At 63.9% G+C, this 23464-nt stretch carries 19 protein-coding genes and 1 other RNA gene; 12 read left to right on the plus strand and 8 right to left on the minus strand.

Annotated features, from left to right (window positions below; all coding sequences use genetic code 11):
• Window positions 1-83: 83 nt before the first annotated feature.
• Both LDZ23_RS10195 and gyrA read right to left on the minus strand, forming a co-directional pair.
• Window positions 84-698: a DUF2059 domain-containing protein gene (locus LDZ23_RS10195; RefSeq protein WP_008342389.1), complete on the minus strand. Its 615-nt coding sequence runs from the start codon at window positions 696-698 to the stop codon at window positions 84-86.
• A 150-nt stretch (window positions 699-848) separates the two neighbouring features.
• A complete protein-coding gene (gyrA, locus tag LDZ23_RS10200; protein WP_075583528.1) occupies window positions 849-3494 on the minus strand; it encodes a DNA gyrase subunit A in 2646 nt (881 codons plus the stop codon).
• Between the two features lie 731 nt (window positions 3495-4225).
• Between gyrA and ompA the strand changes: the two genes are divergently transcribed.
• The 4 genes from ompA (at window position 4226) to ssrA (ending at window position 6966) form a co-directional block, all read left to right on the plus strand.
• The gene (ompA, locus tag LDZ23_RS10205) at window positions 4226-4888 is read left to right on the plus strand and encodes an outer membrane protein OmpA (protein ID WP_033537188.1); all 663 of its coding nucleotides are present in this window, start codon (window positions 4226-4228) and stop codon (window positions 4886-4888) included.
• A gap of 192 nt (window positions 4889-5080) precedes the next feature.
• Window positions 5081-5779, plus strand: a complete 699-nt coding sequence (gene ubiG / locus LDZ23_RS10210; protein ID WP_008342396.1) for a bifunctional 2-polyprenyl-6-hydroxyphenol methylase/3-demethylubiquinol 3-O-methyltransferase UbiG — start codon at window positions 5081-5083, stop codon at window positions 5777-5779.
• A gap of 4 nt (window positions 5780-5783) precedes the next feature.
• Window positions 5784-6548: a phosphoglycolate phosphatase gene (gene gph, locus LDZ23_RS10215; RefSeq protein WP_008342397.1), complete on the plus strand. Its 765-nt coding sequence runs from the start codon at window positions 5784-5786 to the stop codon at window positions 6546-6548.
• A gap of 59 nt (window positions 6549-6607) precedes the next feature.
• Window positions 6608-6966, plus strand: a transfer-messenger RNA (tmRNA) gene (ssrA, locus tag LDZ23_RS10220).
• A 384-nt stretch (window positions 6967-7350) separates the two neighbouring features.
• Here the strand turns inward: ssrA and LDZ23_RS10225 are convergent.
• On the minus strand, window positions 7351-7620 hold the full coding sequence (locus LDZ23_RS10225; RefSeq protein WP_008342435.1) for a hypothetical protein: 270 nt from the start codon (window positions 7618-7620) through the stop codon (window positions 7351-7353).
• Window positions 7621-7714: 94 nt separating this feature from the next.
• Window positions 7715-8785 (minus strand): substrate-binding domain-containing protein, encoded by a 1071-nt coding sequence (locus tag LDZ23_RS10230; protein WP_008342436.1) that lies wholly within the window; start codon window positions 8783-8785, stop codon window positions 7715-7717.
• Window positions 8786-8913: 128 nt separating this feature from the next.
• Between LDZ23_RS10230 and LDZ23_RS10235 the strand changes: the two genes are divergently transcribed.
• From LDZ23_RS10235 to LDZ23_RS10250, 4 genes are read left to right on the plus strand one after another with little or no spacing between them, the layout of a single operon-like run.
• Window positions 8914-9402: an NAD(P)H-dependent oxidoreductase subunit E gene (locus tag LDZ23_RS10235; RefSeq protein ID WP_008342437.1), complete on the plus strand. Its 489-nt coding sequence runs from the start codon at window positions 8914-8916 to the stop codon at window positions 9400-9402.
• Complete coding sequence (locus LDZ23_RS10240; protein WP_244807480.1) at window positions 9399-10955, plus strand: formate dehydrogenase beta subunit; 1557 nt, start codon at window positions 9399-9401, stop codon at window positions 10953-10955. The genes LDZ23_RS10235 and LDZ23_RS10240 overlap by 4 nt, the downstream gene beginning before the upstream one ends.
• A 16-nt stretch (window positions 10956-10971) precedes the next feature.
• Window positions 10972-13893 carry a formate dehydrogenase subunit alpha gene (gene fdhF, locus LDZ23_RS10245; RefSeq protein WP_244807481.1) on the plus strand — a complete coding sequence of 974 codons (2922 nt, stop codon included), beginning with the start codon at window positions 10972-10974 and terminating at the stop codon, window positions 13891-13893.
• A gap of 3 nt (window positions 13894-13896) precedes the next feature.
• Window positions 13897-14142: a formate dehydrogenase subunit delta gene (locus LDZ23_RS10250; RefSeq protein ID WP_008342440.1), complete on the plus strand. Its 246-nt coding sequence runs from the start codon at window positions 13897-13899 to the stop codon at window positions 14140-14142.
• A 32-nt stretch (window positions 14143-14174) separates the two neighbouring features.
• Here the strand turns inward: LDZ23_RS10250 and LDZ23_RS10255 are convergent, their stop codons facing one another.
• Genes LDZ23_RS10255 through LDZ23_RS10265 form a run of 3 tightly spaced genes read right to left on the minus strand, consistent with a single transcriptional unit; the run spans window position 14175 to window position 17343 of the window.
• Entirely contained in the window at window positions 14175-15911 is a 1737-nt protein-coding gene (locus tag LDZ23_RS10255; protein WP_244807482.1) for an FAD-dependent monooxygenase, read from the minus strand.
• A gap of 57 nt (window positions 15912-15968) precedes the next feature.
• On the minus strand, window positions 15969-16958 hold the full coding sequence (locus tag LDZ23_RS10260) for a cation diffusion facilitator family transporter (protein WP_244807483.1): 990 nt from the start codon (window positions 16956-16958) through the stop codon (window positions 15969-15971).
• Between the two features lie 25 nt (window positions 16959-16983).
• On the minus strand, window positions 16984-17343 hold the full coding sequence (locus LDZ23_RS10265) for an ArsR/SmtB family transcription factor (RefSeq protein ID WP_085955275.1): 360 nt from the start codon (window positions 17341-17343) through the stop codon (window positions 16984-16986).
• Between the two features lie 131 nt (window positions 17344-17474).
• On the opposite strand from LDZ23_RS10265, the gene LDZ23_RS10270 reads away from it, so the two are divergent.
• The gene (locus LDZ23_RS10270) at window positions 17475-19334 is read left to right on the plus strand and encodes a tetratricopeptide repeat protein (protein WP_008342444.1); all 1860 of its coding nucleotides are present in this window, start codon (window positions 17475-17477) and stop codon (window positions 19332-19334) included.
• A 51-nt stretch (window positions 19335-19385) separates the two neighbouring features.
• Here the strand turns inward: LDZ23_RS10270 and tcuC are convergent, their stop codons facing one another.
• Window positions 19386-20681: an MFS transporter gene (gene tcuC, locus LDZ23_RS10275; RefSeq protein ID WP_244807484.1), complete on the minus strand. Its 1296-nt coding sequence runs from the start codon at window positions 20679-20681 to the stop codon at window positions 19386-19388.
• A 245-nt stretch (window positions 20682-20926) separates the two neighbouring features.
• Here tcuC and LDZ23_RS10280 point away from each other — a divergent pair, with 245 nt between their 5' ends.
• The 3 genes from LDZ23_RS10280 (at window position 20927) to LDZ23_RS10290 (ending at window position 23435) form a co-directional block, all read left to right on the plus strand.
• The gene (locus tag LDZ23_RS10280; RefSeq protein WP_008342446.1) at window positions 20927-21439 is read left to right on the plus strand and encodes a GNAT family N-acetyltransferase; all 513 of its coding nucleotides are present in this window, start codon (window positions 20927-20929) and stop codon (window positions 21437-21439) included.
• Between the two features lie 211 nt (window positions 21440-21650).
• Complete coding sequence (locus LDZ23_RS10285) at window positions 21651-22670, plus strand: hypothetical protein (RefSeq protein WP_244807485.1); 1020 nt, start codon at window positions 21651-21653, stop codon at window positions 22668-22670.
• Between the two features lie 51 nt (window positions 22671-22721).
• Entirely contained in the window at window positions 22722-23435 is a 714-nt protein-coding gene (locus LDZ23_RS10290) for a DUF2968 domain-containing protein (RefSeq protein WP_244807486.1), read from the plus strand.
• Window positions 23436-23464: the final 29 nt, after the last annotated feature.

The raw sequence follows: 23464 nt of genomic DNA on the forward strand, positions 1-23464 counted from the left end.
TTATCGCACTGTCCTGAAAACCCGCCAATGCACGGGGCGGTGAGCCCGGCCGGCGGATTCCCGTCAGGCCGACGTCATCGAGCTTACTTGGCGCTCGGCTTGACGCTCGCCACTTCCTGATCGGCTTGCGTGCGCGTTGCCTTGATGGCTTGCGGCATGTACTTCTGCATCAGGCCATTCACGACGTCGCGGCCAACCTGGTCCTGAACCTGGATGAACTTGCGGCCAGTCGTGCTCTTGTAGAAGTTGGTCAGATCCTTGATCTCGTCCGTCGAGTAGTACTTCGCGTATGCGTCGTACTGAGCTTGCATCGCGTCCTTGCGGAAGGCGTCGGTGGCGAAAACCTGGCCGGCGGAGTCAACCAGCTTCGGCACTGCGTTCTTCTGCAGCGTCGGAACGGCGGCTTGCTTCTGCTTGTCGTTCATCGTCTTGTTCTCGGACAGCGCGTCCGAGAGGATCGCCGGCACGAGTTGCTTCGATTGCATCTGCGCGCTGTTACCGATCGCACCGACCAGCTTCTGCGCGTCGATCGCGTCGAGCAGGTCCTTGATCGCGGCTTGCTTGGCCGGATCAACCGGTGCTGCTGCGGCTGCCGGTGCGGCCGTTTGCGCGGGCGCCTGATTCTGAAGCGACTGAGCCATCGCGAAGGTCGGCACGAAAGCGGCCAGCAACATCCACTGCTTGAAACGTCCTTGCATTATTACTCCCTGTAAAAAATATCCAGTTCAGCACTGGCGACGAGCGTTGCCTGTCGTTTCGACGCCGGCAACCCGCTCATGTCACGTCGCGCAGCTTAACCAATCCGAGCTTTCAAAAGCGATAACGAGAGCGTTGGGACACAAAAAATATCAGGCGTTTTCTTCGCCTTCACCATTTTCCGCGTCACCCGGTTTCGCTGCAGAATCTTCCGAACCGGCGTCTGCCTCGAGTTCGGCCTCGGCTTCCGCTTCGGCGATATGCTGCAGTCCCGACAACTTCGTTCCCTCGTCAAGGCTGATGAGTGTAACACCTTGAGTTGCACGGCCCATTTCGCGGATTTCCGAAACTCGCGTGCGAATAAGCACGCCCGCGGTCGTGATCAGCATGATCTCGCTCTCCGGCTCGACGAGCGTCGCCGCGACGACGCGGCCGTTACGCTCCGACGTCTGGATCGCGATCATACCCTTCGTGCCGCGGCCATGACGCGTGTACTCGTTGATCGGGGTGCGCTTGCCGTAGCCGTTCTCGGTCGCCGTCAGCACCGACTGGTTCTCGCCGCCCGCAACGAGCATCGCGATGACCTGCTGCCCGTCTTCGAGCTGCATGCCGCGCACGCCGCGCGCCTCGCGGCCCATCGCGCGCACGTCGTTCTCGTCGAAGCGCACGGCCTTGCCCGCGTCGGAGAACAGCATGACGTCGTGCTGGCCGTCGGTGATGGCGGCGCCGATGAGGTAATCGCCCTCGTCGAGACCCACCGCGATGATGCCCTTCTTCATCGGACGGCTGAACGCTTCGAGCGGCGTCTTCTTGACCGTGCCGAGCGCGGTCGTCATGAACACGTACTTGTCGACCGAGAATTCCTTGACCGGCAGGACGACGTTGATTTTCTCGCCATCCTGCAGCGGGAACATGTTGACGATCGGACGGCCGCGCGAGTTGCGCGAGCCCTGCGGCACTTCATAGACCTTGATCCAGTACACGCGGCCGCGATTCGAGAAGCACAACATGTGATCGTGCGTGTTCGCGATGAAGAGCGTGTCGATCCAGTCGTCTTCCTTCATCTGCGTCGCCTGCTTGCCGCGACCGCCGCGCTTCTGCGCGCGATATTCGGAAAGCGGCTGCGACTTCACATAACCGGAATGCGACATGGTGACGACCATGTCCGTCGGCGTGATGAGGTCTTCGGTGTTGAGCTCGGTCGCGTTCATCTCGATACGAGAACGGCGGTCGTCGCCGAACTCGGCGCGAATCTGGCCCAGCTCCTCGACGATGATCTGGCGAATCCGCTCCGGCCGCGCGAGGATGTCGAGCAGGTCGGCGATCTGCGCCATCACTTCGCGATACTCGCCGACGATCTTGTCCTGCTCCAGACCCGTCAGGCGCTGCAGACGCATCTGCAGAATTTCCTGCGCCTGAACGTCCGACAATTTATACAGACCGTCTTCCTGCAGGCCGTATGCCGGATTCAGCCCTTCCGGACGATACGCCGCGCGGCCGCCCGAAGCCTCGGTCTCGGTGCGCGTGAGCATTTCGCGCACGAGCGACGAATCCCACGGACGCGCCATCAGTTCCTGCTTCGCGATAGGCGGCGTCGGCGCGGCCTTGATGATCGCGATGAATTCGTCGATGTTAGCGAGCGCGACAGCGAGACCTTCGAGCACGTGCCCGCGATCGCGGGCCTTGCGCAGTTCGTATACAGTGCGCCGCGTCAGCACTTCCCGTCGATGCGACAGGAAGCACTCGAGCATCTCCTTCAGGTTCAGGAGCTTCGGCTGGCCGTCGACGAGCGCGACCAGGTTCATGCCGAACGTGTCCTGCAGCTGAGTCTGCTTGTACAGGTTGTTCAGAATGACTTCCGGCACTTCCCCGCGCTTCAGCTCGATCACGACGCGCATGCCCGACTTGTCGGATTCGTCGCGAATATCGGAAATGCCTTCCAGCTTCTTCTCGTTGACGAGTTCGGCGATGCGCTCGAGCAGCGTGCGCTTGTTCACCTGATACGGAATTTCGTCGACGATAATGGCCATGCGCTGGCCGCGGTCGATCTCTTCGAAGTGCGTGGCCGCGCGCATCACGACGCGCCCGCGCCCCGTGCGATAACCGTCGCGCACGCCCGCCACGCCGTAGATGATGCCGGCGGTCGGGAAGTCCGGCGCCGGCACGATCTCGATGAGTTCGTCGACGGTGGCCTCGGGCGTATTCAGCAGATGCAGGCAGGCGTCGACGATTTCGCGCAGGTTGTGCGGCGGAATGTTGGTCGCCATGCCGACCGCGATGCCGGCCGAGCCATTGATCAGCAGATTGGGAATGCGCGCCGGCAGAACGAGCGGCTCGTTTTCGCTGCCGTCGTAGTTCGGCCCGAAGTCGACCGTTTCCTTGTCGATGTCGGCCAGAAGCTCGTGGCCGATCTTCGCCATGCGGATTTCGGTGTAACGCATCGCCGCGGCGTTGTCGCCGTCGACCGAACCGAAGTTGCCCTGGCCATCGACCAGCATGTAGCGCAGCGAGAACGGCTGCGCCATCCGAACGATCGTCTCGTAGACGGACGCGTCGCCGTGAGGATGGTACTTACCGATGACGTCACCGACGATACGCGCCGACTTCTTGTACGCGCGATTCCAGTCGTTGTTCAGCTCGTGCATCGAGTAGAGCGCCCGACGATGCACCGGCTTCAAGCCATCGCGTACATCGGGAAGCGCCCGCCCGACGATCACGCTCATCGCGTAATCGAGATACGAGCGGCGCATTTCCTCCTCGAGGGAGATTGGCAGAGTCTCTTTGGCGAATTGATCCATTATCCGTGTCTTGAACTATGCAGCGGCGACACGGCAGCGCGCGACGATTTCGCGAAACTCGCCCGTCAGCCGCACGACTTGAGGCTGCCGCGGGGCGTAGCCGGCGTACGCTGCGCGCCCCCATATGCGGCGCACGCCTCTGAGCGCTGCGTACGGTGCATATGCTGCGCATGTCATATTTATGCGTGCGAACGCAGCGCATCAGGAGATTCTACCACGCGCGACATTGGCGCCCTGACGACTGCTGTATACATACAGTGTGTTGCGCGTCCAGCCGGAATGTGCACACCGAGTTCGCATTGCGCAACGTCGTACCAATTACTTACAAAAACCGGGGAACGATTTCCGTCCTTTCGTCACTTCGGCGGGCTATCATGCCGCCTCGTCTTTTTGCTGATCGATAAAGTACCCGCGATAAAAACACGCAGGAAATGGCATTCAGGCACGCAATATGCGCGGATTTCGCGCCTTCTTCGGGCCTGACCGTCTCCTGTCCCCTTCTTGTTGCGCATGCACCACATAAGGTTGCGGGCGTGCAGCGTGCGGGGATATTTTTATCGTTGCAAGGGAACGATATGGCAAAATGCCAACGCACAAACTTAGACACTGCTCGAAGTCTATACAGCGCGTTTTGTTCCGTAGGGAATGTTATACTTCGAGCAATGTATGACTTGTCTTCGTCTACAGGCTCGCAGTAAACCTGCGGTAATCTCAATTTCGAGAGGAGAAATATGAATAAACTTTCAAAGCTCGCGTTCATTGCAGCTACCGCAGTTATGGCTGCATCGGCCTCGGCACAGTCGGTGCCGGCCTCGCGACAAGCCGTGAATGACAACTGGGTGAACGGTACGGGCGAGTATGTGTGGATGAACGGCACGAACGAACTGTGCTGGCGCGACGCATTCTGGACGCCGGCTACGGCAAACGCGAAGTGCGACGGCGCGCTGGTCGCGCAAGTTGCACCGCCGCCGACGCCGGTCGCTCCGCCGCCGCCTGCTATCACGACGCAGAAGATCACGTATCAAGCTGACGCCCTGTTCGACTTCGACAAGGCTGTTCTGAAGCCGGCTGGCAAGACGGCGCTTGACGACCTGGCATCGAAGATCGGCGCGCTGAACCTCGAAGTCGTGGTTGCAACGGGTTACACCGACCGCATCGGTTCGGACAAGTACAACGATCGTCTGTCGCTGCGCCGTGCGCAAGCTGTGAAGGCTTACCTGGTCAGCAAGGGCATCGAAGCCAACCGTATCTACACGGAAGGCAAGGGCAAGCGCGACCCGGTCACGAAGGGTAGCTGCCAACAGAAGAATCGCAAGCAACTCATCGCTTGCCTCGCACCGGATCGTCGCGTGGAAGTCGAAGTTGTCGGCACGACGCGTCAGCCGCAGCAGTAATAGCGAGCAGGATTGCCGCAGATCAAACCCCCGCCTCGGCGGGGGTTTTTTTATGCCCGAAGCATTTCGCGCATTCGTTTAATGGGCCGCCGATTCAGGTAGGCTTCGGCTATGGCGCGTTTTGCCCGCCCATTGCGTCGCCTATATACTCGGTCCTAATCGATTCACGACTCAAACAAGGCACTCCCGAACATGACCAACGTCGATCCCCACGAACTGCAGAAATTCAGCGAGCTCGCGCATCGCTGGTGGGACCCGAACGCCGAGTTCAAGCCGCTGCATGAACTAAACCCGGTTCGGCTCGACTGGATCGACGCGCACGCGCATCTGATGAGCAAACGCGTTCTCGACATCGGCTGCGGCGGCGGCATTTTGTCCGAGTCGATGGCCACGCGCGGCGCGAACGTCAAAGGCATCGACTTGTCGTCGAGCGCGCTCGGCGTCGCGGATCTGCACAGTCTCGAAAGCGGCGTCGAGGTCGCGTACGAAGAAATCTCGGCGGAAGCGCTCGCCGCGCGCGAACCGGGCTCATACGACGTCGTCACCTGCATGGAGATGCTCGAGCACGTTCCGAATCCCGCGGGCACCGTTGCCGCTTGCGCCGCGCTCGTGAAGCCAGGCGGCTGGGTCTTCTTCTCCACGTTGAACCGGAACGCGAAGGCGTATTTGTTCGCCGTCATCGGCGCGGAATACATCGCGCGCATGCTGCCGCGCGGCACGCACGATTACGCGCGCTTCATCAAACCGTCGGAGCTCGCCACGTTCGCGCGCGCCGCCTCGCTCTTGCCCGTCGATATCAAGGGCATCACGTATCGGCCGATCTCCAGGCACTTCGGCCTGTCGAACGACACGAGCATCAACTACATGATGGCTTGCCGCCGCGAAGCCTGACGCCATGACCAACGACGATCCCTTGTCTACGGGCACCATCGATACCACGCCCCTTCCGGAAGACACGAATCCCCTGCCCCAGCGCCTCGCAGAAGGCGATGGCCTCGGGCTGTGCCAGGCCGTGCTGTTCGACCTCGACGGCACGATCGCCGACACCGCGCCCGACCTCGTCGCCGCGGTGAACAAGATGCGGCACGATCGCGGCCTCGAAATGCGCCCGCTCGAAACGTTGCGGCCGTTCGCGTCGGGGGGCGCGCGCGGTCTGCTCGGCGGCGCGTTCGAGATCGGGCCGGAGCATCACGACTTCGCGTCGATGCGCGAGGAATTCCTCGCCAATTACGAAGCCGATTTGTGCATCGAGACGACGCTCTTTCCGGGCATCGCCGAGATACTCGATCAACTCGATGCGCGCGGCGTGCGCTGGGGCATCGTCACGAACAAGGTGACGCGGTTCGCCGCGCCGCTCGTGGCCTTGCTGGGACTCGACACGCGCGCGGGCTGCCTCGTCTGCGGCGACACGACGCCGCATTCGAAGCCGCATCCGGCACCGCTCCTGCACGCGGCCGAGCTGCTGGATGTCGCGCCGGAGCGCATCGTCTATGTCGGCGACGATTTGCGCGACGTGCAGGCCGGTTTCGCGGCTGGCATGATCACCGTGGCGGCAGCCTACGGCTATTGCGGCGACGATATTCCGCCGCGCCGCTGGCACGCCAATCACGTCGTCGATTCGCCTGAGGAGTTGCAGCATCTGCTGCGTGACATCGCCTGACTTGAAAGTCCCGCGATTCGCCTCACATGGCTTTTCGTGGGATAATTTCTCTTCCGCTTGGGGGCGACCTGGTTTCGACAGGGGTTGTGAAGCGGTCAGGGCATACCGAGGACCCGTCACCTCGTTAATCAATGGGAAAAACGTAACTGCAAACGACGATACGTTCGCACTGGCAGCCTAAGGGCTAGCCGTCCTCTCACTAATTCGCTGACGGGTTAGGGTAGCAATACCACGAGAGGTCATATACGTCAGATAAGCTTTGGTGGCGTCACGACGCCCGAGTCGAAAATCTAGTGAATCGCCGTAACGCAGCGTGTTCGTCCGCGTCGTTACGGTTAAATCAAATGACAGAACTAAGTATGTAGAACTGGTCGTAGAGCGCTTCTGGACGCGGGTTCGATTCCCGCCGCCTCCACCAAAACACCCCCGTGAAACCCGCGATCGCGCAAGCATCGCGGGTTTTTCTTTGGCCGCACGGCAGGCACAACGAGAGACGAAAAAAAAGCCCCGCACGGGGGCGGGGCAAACATCCTTGAGAGACATAGCGAGGACAGAGACAACCATCGCTACGTCCGAGAGAATAGGCGGCCACGCGCTGCGTTCGTATCGGAGCGGTCCGAATGCTGTTGCTTTGTGTCAATGACCAACAGATCGAAAGCCGGTTTACTCAGAAAACTCCGATTCTCGCCGTCCGAGCCTCAGCCTATTCTGAAGCTGCACTTCGGAACGTCGGCGGTTTGCGGCGGGCCAGGTGTCATTCCAAGTACCTTGGCCTCGCTCCGTGCGAGGTCTTTTTTTTGCCTTAGTTCGAACCGTCCTGCGGACACTTCAGATTGCAGCCGTTCGGATCGCCGTTATCGCCACGGCGGCGCATGGCCGATTTGCCCTGCTGATATTTCGCCGACGGCGCCGACGCCGCGAACTGCATCTGCGGATGCTCGTTCAAACGGAATTGGTCCTGCAGCACGCCGCCCGGCACGCCCGGCGAGTTCTGGGCAAAGGCGACGGGAACCATATAGATCGCGCCAGCGACGAGCGCGGCGGAAGAACAAGCAAGCAACGAGAGTTTCATGGCAGTGAAGTCGACAGCAAAGCGTTAGGTTAGCTCAATTCGCCGTCGATGGCAGTTTTGCGTCCGCCCCGCTCTTTTACAGCGCGTTTCCGTTTCAGCCGTGCAGGCCTTCGTCGACATCGACGAGCAAGCCGCAGTGCGCCGGATCGTAGCCCTCCAGATGAGCGACGCTCTCCGTGAAGCCGTCGCTGCGCAAAATACGCAGCACCGACGCGAGCTGCGCCTCGTCGAGCCGGGCGCGCTCGCACGCGAAGAAGTAATCCTCGTCGATGATCGGGATGAAATCGAGCGCGAAATGATGAGCGGCGGGCTGCACGCCGAAGCCGAGATCGGCCATGCCGCTCGCGACGAACGCGGCGATCGCCGAATGCGTGAGCTCGGTGGTCGCGTAGCCGTTGATTTGATCGGGATCGACGCCCACGCTACGCAACGACAGATCGAGCAGCATGCGCGTGCCCGAACCCGGCTGACGATTGACGAAGCGCACGTCGCCGCGCGCGAGATCGCGCAAGCCGGAAATCTGCTTCGGATTGCCCTTCGGCAGAAACAGCCCTTGAGTGCGGCGTGTGAGCCGGATGAGCTGATGCCTGTTCCGGTCCAGAAACGGCCGATAAATGTCCGCGCAAGTGGAACGGAATTCGCCGATCGGCAAGTGAAAGCCCGCCAGTTCGCACTCGCCGCGCGCGAGGGCGCTCACCGCTTCGGCGCTCTCGCGATATTTGATGTCGACCGGCACGCGTTGATCGCCCAGCGCGCGCACGAGCGCCGCGACCGCGTAACCGTGCGACGCGTGAATCCGCACCTGGCTGACGCCGCCCGCGAGACGCCGGTTCAGCTCGATGGCCACATCGTTCGCCACCGCCTGCAACGGCGTTTCGAGCCGCTCGCCGCACACGCGCTGCGCGCGCAATACCGATTCGCCCAGTTCGGACAGCACCGAGCCGCGACCGCGCGATTTGGTGATGAGCGCACCGCCCAGCCGCGCTTCGATTTCGCGCAACAAACCCCACGCGTGACGATAGGACAAACCCTTAGCGCTCGCGGCGTTCGCGATGCTGCCCGTCTGCGCGACGAGCTTCAAAAGCGGCACAACCGCGCTGAGACTGGTTTCCCGGCCATCCGCGTCGCGCAGGATCAACTCCGCGCGGCATTCGACGTCCACCATATGCACTCCCCCTTCCTATTGCCAAGATATATCACGACGCCTATTGTTCTTTTACAGGCTCGGCACCCGTAATTATATCCGTCCAAATATGTACCAACAAAACATATGCCGAGTGTTGGAGGAGCCCCATGACACATCCGCAGCTTTCCGCCGCTGCATCCGCTGAAATCGTGCGTCGCCACGCGGTACAAGGCGCGACGTTGATGACCATTCTTCACGCCATCCAGGACGAAGTCGGCTATGTGCCGGAGACGGCGATCGCGCCGCTCGCACAAACGCTGTCGCTGTCGCGCGCAGAAGTTCATGGCGTCGTCACGTATTACCATCACTTCCGGTCCGCCCCGCCCGCGCGCGTGACCGTGCAGCTTTGCCGCGCGGAAGCGTGCCGCAGCATGGGCACGGAAGCGCTGAAGGATCACATCGAAGGACACACGGGTTGCCGCTTCGACAGCGGCCATGCCGAAGAGACCGAGCTCGAATCCGTGTTCTGCCTCGGTCAATGCGCGCTCTCCCCGGCGATGACGATCAACGGCGAACTGCACGCGCGCGTGACGCCGGCGAAGTTCGACCGCCTGTATGCAGCGGCGCAGACGAAAGTCGCGGAGGTGACGGCATGACCCGCATCTATGTACCGATCGATTCCGCCGCGCTCGCGCTGGGCGCGGACGCCGTCGCGCAAGCCATCGCGAGCGAAGCGCTGAAGCGCGGCCTCGACGTCCAACTCGTGCGCAACGGCTCGCGCGGCCTCTTCTATCTTGAACCGCTCGTCGAGGTCGAGACGCCGGACGGGCGCATCGGCTATTCGAACGTCGACGCGGAAGACGTCGCCTCGCTCTTCGATGCGGGCTTCCACGAAGGCAGCGCGCATGAAAAGAACGTCGGCATCGTCGATGAGATTCCGTATCTGAAGAACCAGCAGCGTCTGACGTTCGCGCGCATCGGCATTACCGATCCGTTGTCGATCGACGATTACGTCGCGCTCGGCGGACTCCATGGCCTGCGCAACGTGCTCGACATGAACGGCGACGCCGTCTGCGCAGCGCTGCTCGATTCCGGCCTGCGCGGACGCGGCGGCGCGGCGTTTCCGGCGGGCATCAAATGGAAGACCGTGCGCGGCGCGCTGGCGGACCAGAAATACATCGTCTGCAATGCCGACGAAGGCGACTCCGGCACGTTCTCCGACCGCCTCGTCATGGAAAGCGATCCGTACATGCTGATCGAAGGCATGATCATCGCGGGCGTGGCGGTCGGCGCGACCAAGGGCTACATCTATGTGCGCAGCGAGTATCCGCATTCGATCGCGACGCTGAACCGTGCGATCGACAAGGCGCGCGACGCGGGCTGGCTCGGCGCGAGCGTGCTCGGCACGTCGCACGAGTTCGAGCTGTATGTCGCAAAGGGCGCGGGCGCGTACGTGTGCGGCGAGGAAACGGCGCTGCTCGAATCGCTCGAAGGCAAGCGCGGCATCGTGCGCGCGAAGCCGCCGGTGCCCGCGCTCACGGGTCTGTACGGCAAGCCGACGGTCATCAACAACGTCATCACGCTCGCGACGGTGCCGATCATCTTCGCGAAGGGCGCGGCCTTCTATCGCGACTTCGGCATGGGCCGTTCGCGCGGCACGCTGCCCTTCCAGATCGCCGGCAACGTGAAGCAAGGCGGACTCGTCGAACTCGCGTTCGGCGTGACGCTGCGCGAGCTGATCTATACCTACGGCGACGGCACCGCGAGCGGACGTCCCGCGCGCGCGGTGCAAGTCGGCGGTCCGCTCGGCACGTATCTGCCGGAAAGCCAGTGGGATATTCCGCTCGATTACGAGGAGTACGCGAAGGTCGGCGCGGTGGTCGGCCACGGCGGGCTCGTCGTTCACGACGACACGTCGAACCTTGCCGAGCTCGCGCAATACGCGATGCACTTCTGCGCGCTCGAATCGTGCGGCAAGTGCACGCCGTGCCGCATCGGCTCGACGCGCGGCGAGGAAGTCATCGCGAAGATTCGCGAGGGCGATACGTCGGTGAAGCAGATCACGCTCTTGCGCGAACTGTGCGACACGATGGTGTCCGGCTCGCTCTGCGCGATGGGCGGCATGACGCCGTTTCCGGTGATGTCCGCGCTCGATCACTTCCCCGAAGATTTCGGCTTGCCCCGCACGCCCGCGCAGAAGGCGGCGTAAAGAAAAGGAGACAAACATGTCCAACACCATCAACGGCTGCGGCTCCGGCAACTGCGCGTGCAAGAGCGCGGCATCGGTGCAGCGCCGCGATCCGTTCGACGAAACCGACTACGGCACGCCGCTGCGTCATGCGGATGTCGACGTGACGCTGGAAATCGACGGCGAAAGCGTCACGGTTCCGGCCGGCACGTCCGTGATGCGCGCCGCGATCGAAGCCGGCGTCAACGTGCCGAAGCTCTGCGCCACCGATTCGCTCGAACCGTGGGGTTCGTGCCGCCTGTGCCTCGTCGAGATCGAAGGCAAGCGCGGCTATCCGGCATCGTGCACGACGCCCGTCGAAGCGGGCATGAAAGTACGCACGCAAAGCGACAAGCTGCAATCGCTGCGCAAGAACGTGATGGAGCTCTATATCTCCGATCACCCGCTCGACTGCCTCACCTGTCCCGCCAACGGCGATTGCGAGTTGCAGGACATGGCGGGCGTCGTCGGCTTGCGCGAAGTGCGCTATGGCTACGAAGGCGCAAACCATCTGAAGGACAGGAAGGACGAGTCGAACCCGTACTTCACCTACGATCCGTCGAAGTGCATCGTCTGCAATCGATGCGTGCGCGCGTGCGAGGAAACGCAAGGCACGTTCGCGTTGACCATCGCCGGACGCGGCTTCGAATCGCGCGTCGCCGCGAGCGAAAACGTGCCGTTCATGGAAAGCGAATGCGTGTCGTGCGGCGCGTGTGTCGCCGCGTGCCCGACCGCGACGCTGCAGGAAAAGAGCGTCATCATGCTCGGCCAGGCGGAGCATTCCGCCATCACGACGTGCGCGTATTGCGGCGTCGGCTGCTCGCTCAAGGCGGAGATGAAGGGCAACACCGTCGTGCGCATGACGCCGAACAAGAACGGCCAGGCGAACGAAGGCCACGCGTGCGTGAAGGGCCGCTTCGCATGGGGTTACGCGACGCACAAGGACCGCATCAAGAAGCCGATGATCCGCGCGAAGATCACCGATCCGTGGCGCGAAGTGTCGTGGGACGAAGCGCTCAACTATGCGGCGAGCGAGTTCCGCCGCATTCAGGACAAGTACGGACGCGATTCGATCGGCGGCATCACGTCGTCGCGCTGCACGAACGAAGAGACGTATCTCGTGCAGAAGCTCGTGCGGGCGGCGTTCGGCAACAACAACGTCGATACCTGCGCGCGCGTCTGCCATTCGCCGACCGGTTACGGCCTCAAGACGACGCTCGGCGAATCGGCGGGCACGCAGACGTTCGCATCGGTGGAACAGTCGGATGTGATCATCGTGATCGGCGCGAATCCAACCGACGGCCATCCCGTCTTCGGCTCGCGGCTGAAGCGCCGCGTGCGTGAAGGCGCGAAGCTCATTGTGATCGATCCGCGCCGCATCGATATCGTCGATACGCCGCACGTCAAGGCGCAGTATCACCTGCAATTGCGCCCCGGCACGAACGTCGCGATGGTCAATTCGCTCGCGCACGTGATCGTCACGGAAGGCTTGCTGAAGGACGATTTCATCGCCGAGCGCTGCGAGGAGCGCGCGTTCGGCCAATGGCGCGATTTCGTCGCGACGGAAGAGAACTCGCCCGAAGCGATGGAAAGCGTCACCGGCGTGCCCGCGAAACTGGTGCGCGAAGCCGCGCGCGTGTACGCGACGGGCGGCAACGGCGCGATCTATTACGGCCTCGGCGTCACGGAGCACGCGCAAGGCTCGACGACGGTCATGGGCATCGCGAACCTCGCGATGGCGACCGGCAATGTCGGCCGTGAAGGCGTCGGCGTGAATCCGCTGCGCGGCCAGAACAACGTGCAGGGCTCGTGCGACATGGGCTCGTTCCCGCACGAGCTGCCGGGCTATCGGCATATCGGCGATGCTGCGACGCGCTCGCTCTTCGAAGAAGCGTGGGACGTGAAGCTGCAGCCGGAACCGGGCCTGCGCATTCCGAACATGTTCGATGCCGCGATGCACGGCACCTTCATGGGCCTTTACTGCCAGGGCGAGGACATCGTTCAGTCGGATCCGAACACGCAGCACGTCGCCGATGCGCTGTCGTCGATGGAATGCATCGTCGTGCAGGACATCTTCCTGAACGAGACGGCGAAGTACGCGCACGTGCTCTTGCCCGGTTCGACCTTCCTCGAAAAGGACGGCACCTTCACCAACGCCGAGCGCCGCATCTCGCGCGTGCGCAAGGTGATGCCGCCGCTCGCGGGCTTCTCCGACTGGGAAGTGACCATCAAGCTTTCGCGCGCGCTCGGCTACGAGATGAACTACGCGAACCCGTCCGAGATCATGGACGAGATCGCGCGTCTCACGCCGACGTTCCACGGTGTCTCGTACGAACGTCTCGACGAGCTCGGCAGCATCCAGTGGCCGTGCAACGAGCGCGCGCCGGACGGCACGCCGACCATGCACATCGACGAATTCGTGCGCGGCAAGGGACGCTTCGTCATTACGAAGTTCGTCGCGACGCCGGAAAAGGTCACGCGCAAATATCCGCTGCTGCTCACGACGGGGCGCATCCTGTCGCAATACAACGTGGGCGCGCAGACGCGTCGTACCGAAAACTCGCAATGGCACGACGAGGATCGCCTGGAGATCCATCCGGTCGACGCGGAAGATCGCGGCATCAAGATGGACGACTGGGTCGGCATCGAGTCGCGCGCGGGGCAGACCGTGTTGCGCGCGAAGATCTCGGAGCGCATGCAGCCGGGCGTCGTCTATACGACGTTCCACTTCCCCGAGTCGGGCGCGAACGTCATCACGACGGATTCTTCCGACTGGGCGACGAACTGTCCGGAGTACAAGGTGACGGCGGTGCAGGTGATGCCGGTCGAGCAGCCGTCGCAATGGCAGAAGGAGTATTCGCGCTTCAACACGCAGCAGCTCGAACTGCTCAACCTGGCCACGACTTCTTCAGGAAAATAAGCAATGGATGTCGATAACCTGATCGAGATGGCGAACCGCATCGGCGAATTCTTCGATTCGATGCCGGACCGCCCCGAAGCCGTCGATAGCGTCGCGGACCACATCCGCCGGTTCTGGGAGCCGCGCATGCGGCTCGCGATTCTCGCCGCGCTCGACAATCCGGAAGCGAGCGCGACGATGGAGCCGATCGTGCGCGAGGCGCTCAGTCTGCATCGAATAGATCTGACGCCGAAAGCTGCGACCGCCTGAAACTCCTCGAAGCCCTGCACCGCAGGGCTTTTTCAATCCTCCCGATACTCGCGTTGCGGCTGCCGCTCGATGTTCGTCTCCTGCGCGCCGAACCACGTTTCGCAGTGACGCAAGAGCGCGTGCACATCCGACGGCGCCCGCCCGCGCGCCGCGATATAGCCATCGGGACGCACGAGATAGAACGCGGGGCGCGTGCGGCCATAGTTGTCGGTGAGCGAGTTCGCGCCGTCGCCTTGCGTGTCGGTGATGCGCCACACGCGCACCGCGTTCGGCAGGATCGCTTCGACGGACCGCGCGAGGCCGTCGAGATCGGGATCGCGCATCGCGTGGGCGACGATGATCGTCGCGGGCGCGAGGGCGATATCGTCCTCGCCCGACGGATTCACCAGCAGAAACAGCGAGAAGCAGCCGGGATCGTGCAGATCGTAAAGACAGCCGACGCCCGGCAAACGCCCGAGCGGCCCGTCGACGACATGCACACGCGCATCGGGCGCGCGCTCGCCCGCGCGCGGACCGCCGTCGAGCAGACGCTCCAGCGTGAGCGGACTCTTGCGATAGTTGATCGACAGCTCGCTGACCGTGCGCCGCATCGCGTCGCGCAACGGACCGATCGCGGCGAGCGCGGGCATCACGTGATCGCGCATCAGCTTCATCGGGCCATGCTCGGCACCGGCCATCTGCGTGAGCATGCTCGATTGGCGCAGCACGTCGCGCTCGATCGGATGCCGCTCCATGTGATAAGTGTCGAGCAGCCGCTCGGGCGCGTTGCCCGCGAGCATGCGAGCGATCTTCCAGCCGAGATTGAATGCTTCCTGAATGCCGGTGTTCATGCCCTGCGCGCCGGCGGGACTATGCACGTGCGCCGAATCGCCGGCCAGGAACACGCGCTCCACGCGAAGCTTGTCGACCATGCGGCTATTCAGATGAAAGTACGACGACCACGTCATGTTCGACAGCGCGATCTTGTGATGCACGCGCCGCTCGACGAGCGCGCGGCATTCGTCGAGCGTCGGGCCGGCTTTCGCGCCGGCCGCGTTGACCGCGCTTGCGGCAGGCGCGGGCAGATCGGCGATCAGGCGCGCGCGGTCGCCGCCCATCGGAAAGAGCGCGGCCAAGCCTTCGCCCGAAGCGAAGATGTGAAATTCGTCGTCGGGCCAGTCGGAGTCCGCATCGAGATCGGCGAGCAGGTACGTTTGATCGAACGTCTTGCCGTCGAAACCGATGCCGAGCCGATGCCGCACGAAACTGTGCGCGCCGTCCGCGGCGATCAGATACGAAGGCCGCAGCAGCTCGTCGCGCCCGTTCGGATGGCGCAGCGTCGCGTGCAGACCGGCGGAGCCTTGCGACACATCGACCACTTCGACACCGCGCTCGATATCGACGCGACAGCCCGCCAGATGCTCGGCGAGCAGACGTTCGGTCTGCGACTGTTCGAGAAAGAGCAGATACGGATAACGCGTCTGCAGCGGATCGAAATCGAGGCGCGCGAGGCGCTGGCCGTTGGAATAGAGATTCGCGACGCGCGCGCGATGGCCGAGCTCGAGAAACGGCTTGACGACGCGATGCTGTTCGAAGAGTTCGAGCGTGCGCGCCTGAATGCCGATCGCGCGTGAATGCGGCGACGGCTCGCGCGCGCGGTCGACGAGCCTCACCGGAATGTGCGCGCGCGCGAGACTCATCGCGGCGGCGAGGCCCGTCGGACCGGCGCCGACGATGAGAACGGGCGCCACGTCCAGCTTGTCGTTCGGATTCAGCTTTGGCGCGAACATGCAGTCGGTCCTCCCTGAAACGTCACGCGCTCTAGTGTACGCCCGCGAACCGCTCGCTCAGTGGGCGTGGCCGCGCTCGCTGAGCACGCACGCCTGGCATGCCTCGCCGAACTCGACCTGCACGGTCGCGTGATGCATCGAATATTCGCTGCGCAAGGTCGTGACGACGTCCTGCACGAACGCATCGCCGGGATGGCCTTGCGGCATCACGAGATGCACGGTGAGCGCGTTTTCGGTCGTCGAGAGCGCCCAGACGTGCAGGTCGTGGACGTCGCGCACGCCGGGAAGCCCGGTCAGATATCGCTCGATGCGCGACATGTCGACCGAAGGCGGAACGGCGGCCATCGCGAGGCGCATCGCGTCGCGCCCGAGTCCCCAGGTGCCGTAGACGATCACCGACACGACGATCAGGCTCATCAGCGGATCGAGCCAGCTCGCGCCCGTGAACAGGATGATGAGGCCGCTCACCGCGACGGCGGCGGAGATCGCGGCATCGGCGGCCATGTGCAGGAACGCACCGCGCACGTTGAGGTCTTCCTTGCTGCCGTGCATGAAGAGCCACGCGGAAAAGCCGTTCACGACCATGCCGAGCGTCGCGACGATGAACACGTCGAGGCCCGCGACGGGCGCCGGATCGAAGAGACGCTCGATCGCTTCGAGGACGATCGCGCCGCACGCGAACAGCAGGAGCGCGGCGTTGGCGAGCGACGCCAGAATCGACGAGCTGCCGAGACCGAACGTATAGCGCGCGTTCGGCCGGCGCTTGCCGAGCCACACGGCGCCCCACGCGAGCAGCAGGCCGAGCACGTCGGAGAGATTGTGGCCGGCGTCGGCGAGCAGCGCGGTCGAATGCGCGAGAAAGCCGTAGATGGCCTGCACGATCACGATCAGCAGATTCAGGCCGACCGCGAGCGCGAACGTGCGGCCCTGCCCTTCCTGCGGCGCGTGATGATGGTGATGTCCATGTCCGCCGTGCCCGTGCCCGTGCGCGTGCCCGTGCTCGTGCCCGTCGTGATGCTCGTGTTTGTCGTGCTGATGCGTGCTCATCGGCGTGCTCGTTGTTCGGTGAGTGTCATTCGATGTCCGCGGCATCGGCCTGCGGCTCCGCGATGTGCTCTCGCAACTCGGCGAGCATCGTGCTGATATGGCGATCCGCCGCCACGTAGAAAACCTGCTTGCCCTGGCGTTCGGCCCGCACGATTCGCGCCGCGCGCAAGAGCCGCAGATGATGGCTCACCAGCGACGCGGACAACCCGAGCAACTCCGCGATCGCCCCCACCGCGCGCTTGCGTTCGACGCACGCGAGCACGATGCGCAGGCGCGTCGGGTCGCCGAGCAGACGGAACAGATCGGCGAGCGGCACGACGCGGTCATCGGAAGTGATCGGGACGGCGGCGGAAGAATCGGAAACCGGATCGGAAGCCACGGACATCGTCAACATATGAATAGATGTTCATATGTTAAGTGCCATCGCCGCAACAAGTCAACGTCGCTTTGGCGGGGCGCTGTCGCCGGTGTGGGAAAATGCGAGGTTTGCTTTTCCGGGACAGCAGTTTCCCCGTCATGGACACCGTATTCGCCCGCGGTTTCGCGGCCCATCGCGACGGTCGCCTGACCGACGCGGAGCGCGACTATCAGGCCGCGCTCGCCGCCGAACCCCATCATGTCGACGCCTTGCACTATCTCGGCGTGCTGCGCCATCAACAGGGCCAGCACGCGGAAGCGGCCGAGCTCGTGCGCCGCGCGGTCGACCTGCGCCCGACCGATGCCGGCCTGCAGCTCAATCTCGGCAACGCGCTGAAGGCGCTCGGCCGTCTCGACGACGCGATCGAGCGCTTTCGCAACGCGCTCACGCTCGCGCCGGGCTTTCCGCTCGCGCAGTACAACCTCGGCAACGCCTACACGGCGGCCGGCCGTCACGAAGACGCCGCCGACGCGTTCGAAAAGGCGCTGCGCCTGCAGCCGAACGACGCCGCCGCGTGGAACAACTTCGGCAACTCGCTTTCCGCGCTGCAGCGCTTCAAAGACGCCGCGCAGGCGTTCAGGCGCGCGCTCGCGCTGCGTCCGCGTCATGCCGGCGCGCACAACAATCTCGGCATGGCGTTGAACGCGCTCGGCGATACCCTCGGCGCGATCGCGCACTTTCGCGCCGCGCTCGACGCCGAGCCGAACTACGTCGCCGCGCACTTCAATCTCGGCAATCTCCTCGAAACGCACGGCCATCCGGAAGACGCGCTGCCAGCGCTGCAGAAAGCCGTCGCCTTGCATCCGCATTTCGCGCCGGGCTATTTCGGGCTTGGTCACGCGCTCGCGAAGCTGGGCCGTCACGATGACGCCATCGCGCACTTCGAGCGCGCGGTCGGGCTCGATCCGAAATACGGCGTCGCCTGGCTGTGCCTCGGCAACGCGCGGCTTGCGCTCGGCGCGCATCAGGCGGCGCTGCGCGCATTCGACGAAGCGTTGCGCATCGATCCTTCGATGCCCGCCGCGCATCTGAACCGGGCGCTGGCCCTGCTCGCCATCGGCGATTACGCGCGCGGTCTCGCCGGTTACGAGTGGCGTCTGCAGACGCCCGGCAGCGAGCCGCCGCCGCGCCTGCCACGCTGGAACGGCGAACCGATGCCGGGCCGCACGCTGCTCGTGCGCGCCGAGCAGGGCTTTGGCGACACCTTGCAGTTCGCGCGTTTCGTGCCGTTCGCGGCGAAGCTCGCCGGCAAGCTGGTGCTCGAAGTGCAGCCCGCGCTCGTGCCGCTGCTCGCGCCTGCCGCGCATGCCGCGCGCGTGGAACTGAAGAGCAAGTCCGATGGCGTCCCGGTGCACGCCGACGCGTTCTGTCCGCTGTTAAGCCTGCCGCTCGCGCTCGGCATGACCGCGCTCGACGCGATCCCGGCGCGCGCGCCCTATCTCGTCGTGCCCGCCGAATACCGGCGCAAGTGGCGCGGCTCGATCGGTGGCCAGCACAAGCGCAAGATCGGCATCGCCTGGTCCGGACGGATGCAGCCGGGCGAAACGCGCTCGATCCCTGTCGCCGAGCTCGCGCCGCTGTTCGCGCTCGAAGGCATCGACTGGGTCGTGCTGCAGCCGTTCGTCACGGGCCGCGAGCGTGACTTGCTGGGCGCGCATCCGAACGCGGCATCGATTCATCTGCTGGAAAACCGGCTCGAAAACTTCGCCGATACGGGCGCGATCGTCGATCGGCTCGACGCCGTCGTCTCCGTCGATACGTCCGTCGCGCACCTCGCGGGCGCGCTCGGCAAGCCGCTCTGGGTAATGCTGCCGTTCGCCGCCGACTGGCGCTGGGGCATCGGCAGCGCCGAATGCGCGTGGTATCCGGGCGCGCGGCTCGTGCGTCAGCGCGCGCCGGGGCAATGGCGCGAAGTCATCGACGACACCGCGGCGGCGCTGGCGGCGCTTCCCGCATAAAAAATCCCCGCTTCATCATCGGCGGAGATTTTTTTCGACTGTTCAGCCGGATCACGCCGTCTTGTACTGATTGCGCGCCTCGGGCGAGCGATACAGCACGAGCGTCGCGATCAGGCCGCACACCGCGGCAAGTCCCATCCACAGTCCGGGCGCGGCCTTGTTGCCGGTCGCGTGGATCAGATACGTCGAAATCGCGGGCGTGAAACCGCCGATGGTCGTCGCGAGGCTATAGGCCATCGAGAAGCCGGTCGTGCGTACATCGACGGGCATTACTTCGGTCAGCGCCACCACCATCGCGCCGTTGTAGCTGCCGTACAGGAACGAGAGCCACAGTTCGCACATCAGCAGACGCACGAACGACGGCTCCGCGACGAGCCATTGCACGACCGGATACGACGTCAGAATGGTGAGAATCGTAAAGACGAGCAGCACCGGGCGGCGGCCGACGCGATCCGAGACCGCGCCCATCAGCGGCAGCCAGACGAGATTCGAGATGCCGACGCATACGGTCACGACGAGCGCATCGATCGCGGAGAGCTTCAGCACTTCCTTGCCGAAGGTCGGCGTGTACGCGGTGATCATGTAGAACGACACCGTCGTCATGATGACCATGCCCATGCCGGCCAGCACGATGCCCCAGTTCTGCCCGATCGAGCGCGCGATCTCGCCCATGCTCGGACGATGCTTCCGCGCGAGGAACTCGTCTGTTTCACGCAGCGAGCGCCGCACGATGAAGAGAAACGGCACGATCAGGCAGCCGATCAAAAACGGCACGCGCCAGCCCCACGCGGTCATCTGCTCGGGCGGAAGGAGCCGGTTCATGATGACGCCGATCAGGGCGGCGAACACGACGGCGACCTGCTGGCTGCCCGACTGCCACGAACAATAGAAGCCCTTGTTGCCCTTGGTCGCGATTTCGGACAGATACACGGAGACGCCGCCCAGCTCCACGCCGGCCGAGAATCCTTGCAGCAGCCGCCCGCCTAGTACGATGACCGGCGCGAGCGCACCGATGGTCGCGTAGCCCGGCACGAGCGCGACGCACGCGGTCCCGACGGCCATTAGCCCGAGCGTGAGGATCAGGCCTTTGCGCCGGCCGTGATGATCGATATAGGCGCCGAGCACGATGGCGCCGACCGGCCGCATCAGAAAGCCCGCGCCGAAGACGGACAGCGCGAGCATCAGCGAGGCGAATTCGTTGCCGCTCGGAAAATAGGTTTTGGCGATCGCCGAGGCGTAATAGCCGTAGACCATGAAGTCATACATTTCAAGGAAGTTTCCGCTGACGACGCGAAACACCGTCTTGAACTTCGACTCGTTGGCGGGTGCTACGTGGGCTGTGGACATGAATTTCTCGAAAGAGCTGTGGGCGCACTCAGTTTTGGTTTCGGCGTGGCCGCAAGACCGTACACGGTCGCCGTGCTCGGCCGGCCGCCACGACGGGACGACTTGTGCCATCTTTTGTAAGTGCAACGTCGACAATCTTAACGCCGCGCCGCTCGCGACTGTACACAACTTCGCGCAATATCGCCGAAATAAAGCTTAAAATACGATTACGTATGCCTAACTTTTAACTGACAGCACCTCAAAAGATGAACGCGAATATCAGGCTACGCACGGCGACCGCCGAAGACACCGCCCTCATCGCCTCGATGCACGCGTCGAGTTGGGCGTCGGCGTATCGGGGCATCCTGCCGGACGAGTATCTCGATCGCGATCTGAGCGCGGAGCGCGCCGAACACTGGATCGCACGCATGAAGGATGTCGCGGCCGGCGCGGCGACCGTGTTCATCGCGGAGCACGAGGGCGAGCCGGTCGGCTTCATCTGTCTCGTCGAGCCGGATGCGGCGGGCAGCGTGCTCGTCGACAATCTGCACGCGCTGCCGGGACATCGCGGCCTCGGCACCGGCACCGCGATGCTCGAGGAAGCGGCGCGCTGGGCACGCGCGCGCGGGGCGCGGGAACTGTATCTTTCCGTGCTCGAACAGAACGCCGTGGCGATCGGCTTTTACGAATCGCGCGGCTGGCAACTCGCGGCGCGCGAAGCGGATCACATGGCGGGCGTCGCGCTTTTCTCTCTTCGATACGTGTATCCGCTCGACTGAGCACACGAGGATCGGCTCGGTCAATAAGCATTCCTGTCAAAAATCGACAATAGGAATCTTCTGGTCGTCGGGGACGTGACCGTTTCGTATGATCGCGGGTCGAAATTTCGGCGATTCTCGCGTCGAACCCGCGGTGCTGTCTCCATACACCACGATGGTCCGGGTGAGTTGTCGCGTTGCCCACGCCCGGGCGCATGCATGTGGAATCTTCATGTCCGAACCCTTGATCGTAGTGGAAGGCAATCTGCGTCTGCCGGCGCTGCGCGTGCTGAAGGATCCGTCCTTGAAATTCGGTTGCGAGTGGACGCCCGCGTGCGCGCGACCTGTCCAGTCGGAATCCGAAGTCGCGCTGTTCGCCGCGCGCTTCGCCACGGCTTATGTGCCGGCGCTGAGCCTGTCCGACACCAGTTCGCCCTATCGCGCCACGAGCCTGTGGGGCGTGTTCGGCAAAGAGGACATTCCCCGCGCGATGCTGCGCCTCATGCAAGGCTCGAATGCCCCGAGCAACGCCAGCGACTCGCGCACCGATCCCATCCAACTGGCGGTCAACGCTCCGAAGACCGTACGGACCTATCGCCTGAGCGCGCCGGTCGCGACTGCGATCGCGGCGGCTTGCGGCGTGTTCATCGTATGGCTCGTGCCCGGATATCCGTCGGACTCGAAGCGCGACGCCGCACCGGCCGCGCAGAGCGAGACGCGCACGCAGCAAGCCGAGCCCGCATCGGCTCCGGCGCCGGTCGCGGCGACCGCCGTATCGACGGCCGATCAACCCGCGACGGACGCGCAGCCTTCGGTCGCGGAGCCTCCCGCCTCGCTCCCGGCCGCAACCGCCAATGACTCCGTCGCGCCAGGAATCGTGACTGCTGACAATCCGAAGTCACCTGCGGCATCGACGGCAGGACCGGAAAAGAACGGCGGTCGTGTGCGAGCCGTACTGACGCCGCGAGGGAAGCCGGCCTTTTACCGCATCCCTGCGTCGGACGCGCGCGTCGTGAAGCAGGAATCGGCGCGACCGGCGCGGGCGACGCGGGTCGAAAAAATCGCGAGCCGGTCCGCCAAGCACGGACCCGCGCGGCGCACGCGCTCGACGCCGGCCGCAACAATCGCGAGCCAGTCGAAGGCGTCGGAATCGACGAATCCGGCCACGCTCTACGCGATGCTTCAGCACTCACCGACACTCGACAGCAACGCGGCCTCGTCCGGTCGCGCATCCGCGAACAGCGCGCGCTGAAGCGCGCAATACGCATCAGAACGATCAACCATTCCCGGCCACGACGCCAACATGAAGCAACTACGTCATCATCTCCGTTACGCGACGCTCGCCCTCGCCTTGTCCCTGTGTGGTTTCCTTGCGCCTTTCGGCAGCACGTTCGCGGCGCCCGCAACGGCGGCGAAATCCGCCGCAAGCGAGCCCGCGCAACCCGCGCCCGTAGACCTCTCCGACTTGACCGCCAACTCGAACGCGCCGCGCGTCGAGGGGAACATCGCCGAGTTGCAGAGTCTCGTGCAGGCGGGAAGCCTCACCGAGTTGCGCGCCACGCGCAACGGCAGTTACGGGGCGCGGCTCTACTTCCTCGCGCAGGAAATGCTGTATTACGTCGCGCTGTCGCAGGACGCGCGCTTGTGGCGCGTCGTGAAGACACAGGACGCGGCCCGCGCGGAAACGATCTACGCGCAGTTCTCACGCAAGAGCTTCGAGCTTGCCGATGGCGAAATCCGCCGCGCGCAATTGCAGGCGCAGAAAGCGCTGCTCGATCGCGTGATCGCGAAATCGGCGGATCGCGCCAACCGTCTCACCGCCGATCTCGAACTCGCGCAGCAGCAGGATTCGCAGGTGTCGCAACGTCAGCAGCAATTGCAGGCCGAATCGGCCGTGCTGCAGACGGACAAGCTCGCAGCCGAACGTAAGCTGCGCACGCTGCAGTTGCAGGTCGAGCAGCTTCAAAAGCAGACGGAAGCCGGACTCGCGCCGGTGAGCGCGTCGCCGTCGCGTTGATCTGCGCGATACGCATCTGAAAACGAAGA

Origin of the sequence: Caballeronia zhejiangensis (assembly GCF_022879815.1) — a bacterium.
Lineage (GTDB): Bacteria > Pseudomonadota > Gammaproteobacteria > Burkholderiales > Burkholderiaceae > Caballeronia > Caballeronia zhejiangensis.

Bases quoted from the DNA above. Each gene is read 5' to 3' on its own strand.
- LDZ23_RS10195 (WP_008342389.1), bottom strand. From the start codon at position 698: ATGCAAGGACGTTTCAAGCAGTGGATGTTGCTGGCCGCTTTCGTGCCG.
- gyrA (WP_075583528.1), bottom strand. From the start codon at position 3,494: ATGGATCAATTCGCCAAAGAGACTCTGCCAATCTCCCTCGAGGAGGAA.
- ompA (WP_033537188.1), top strand. From the start codon at position 4,226: ATGAATAAACTTTCAAAGCTCGCGTTCATTGCAGCTACCGCAGTTATG.
- ubiG (WP_008342396.1), top strand. From the start codon at position 5,081: ATGACCAACGTCGATCCCCACGAACTGCAGAAATTCAGCGAGCTCGCG.
- gph (WP_008342397.1), top strand. From the start codon at position 5,784: ATGACCAACGACGATCCCTTGTCTACGGGCACCATCGATACCACGCCC.
- LDZ23_RS10225 (WP_008342435.1), bottom strand. From the start codon at position 7,620: ATGAAACTCTCGTTGCTTGCTTGTTCTTCCGCCGCGCTCGTCGCTGGC.
- LDZ23_RS10230 (WP_008342436.1), bottom strand. From the start codon at position 8,785: ATGGTGGACGTCGAATGCCGCGCGGAGTTGATCCTGCGCGACGCGGAT.
- LDZ23_RS10235 (WP_008342437.1), top strand. From the start codon at position 8,914: ATGACACATCCGCAGCTTTCCGCCGCTGCATCCGCTGAAATCGTGCGT.
- LDZ23_RS10240 (WP_244807480.1), top strand. From the start codon at position 9,399: ATGACCCGCATCTATGTACCGATCGATTCCGCCGCGCTCGCGCTGGGC.
- fdhF (WP_244807481.1), top strand. From the start codon at position 10,972: ATGTCCAACACCATCAACGGCTGCGGCTCCGGCAACTGCGCGTGCAAG.
- LDZ23_RS10250 (WP_008342440.1), top strand. From the start codon at position 13,897: ATGGATGTCGATAACCTGATCGAGATGGCGAACCGCATCGGCGAATTC.
- LDZ23_RS10255 (WP_244807482.1), bottom strand. From the start codon at position 15,911: ATGTTCGCGCCAAAGCTGAATCCGAACGACAAGCTGGACGTGGCGCCC.
- LDZ23_RS10260 (WP_244807483.1), bottom strand. From the start codon at position 16,958: ATGAGCACGCATCAGCACGACAAACACGAGCATCACGACGGGCACGAG.
- LDZ23_RS10265 (WP_085955275.1), bottom strand. From the start codon at position 17,343: ATGTCCGTGGCTTCCGATCCGGTTTCCGATTCTTCCGCCGCCGTCCCG.
- LDZ23_RS10270 (WP_008342444.1), top strand. From the start codon at position 17,475: ATGGACACCGTATTCGCCCGCGGTTTCGCGGCCCATCGCGACGGTCGC.
- tcuC (WP_244807484.1), bottom strand. From the start codon at position 20,681: ATGTCCACAGCCCACGTAGCACCCGCCAACGAGTCGAAGTTCAAGACG.
- LDZ23_RS10280 (WP_008342446.1), top strand. From the start codon at position 20,927: ATGAACGCGAATATCAGGCTACGCACGGCGACCGCCGAAGACACCGCC.
- LDZ23_RS10285 (WP_244807485.1), top strand. From the start codon at position 21,651: ATGTCCGAACCCTTGATCGTAGTGGAAGGCAATCTGCGTCTGCCGGCG.
- LDZ23_RS10290 (WP_244807486.1), top strand. From the start codon at position 22,722: ATGAAGCAACTACGTCATCATCTCCGTTACGCGACGCTCGCCCTCGCC.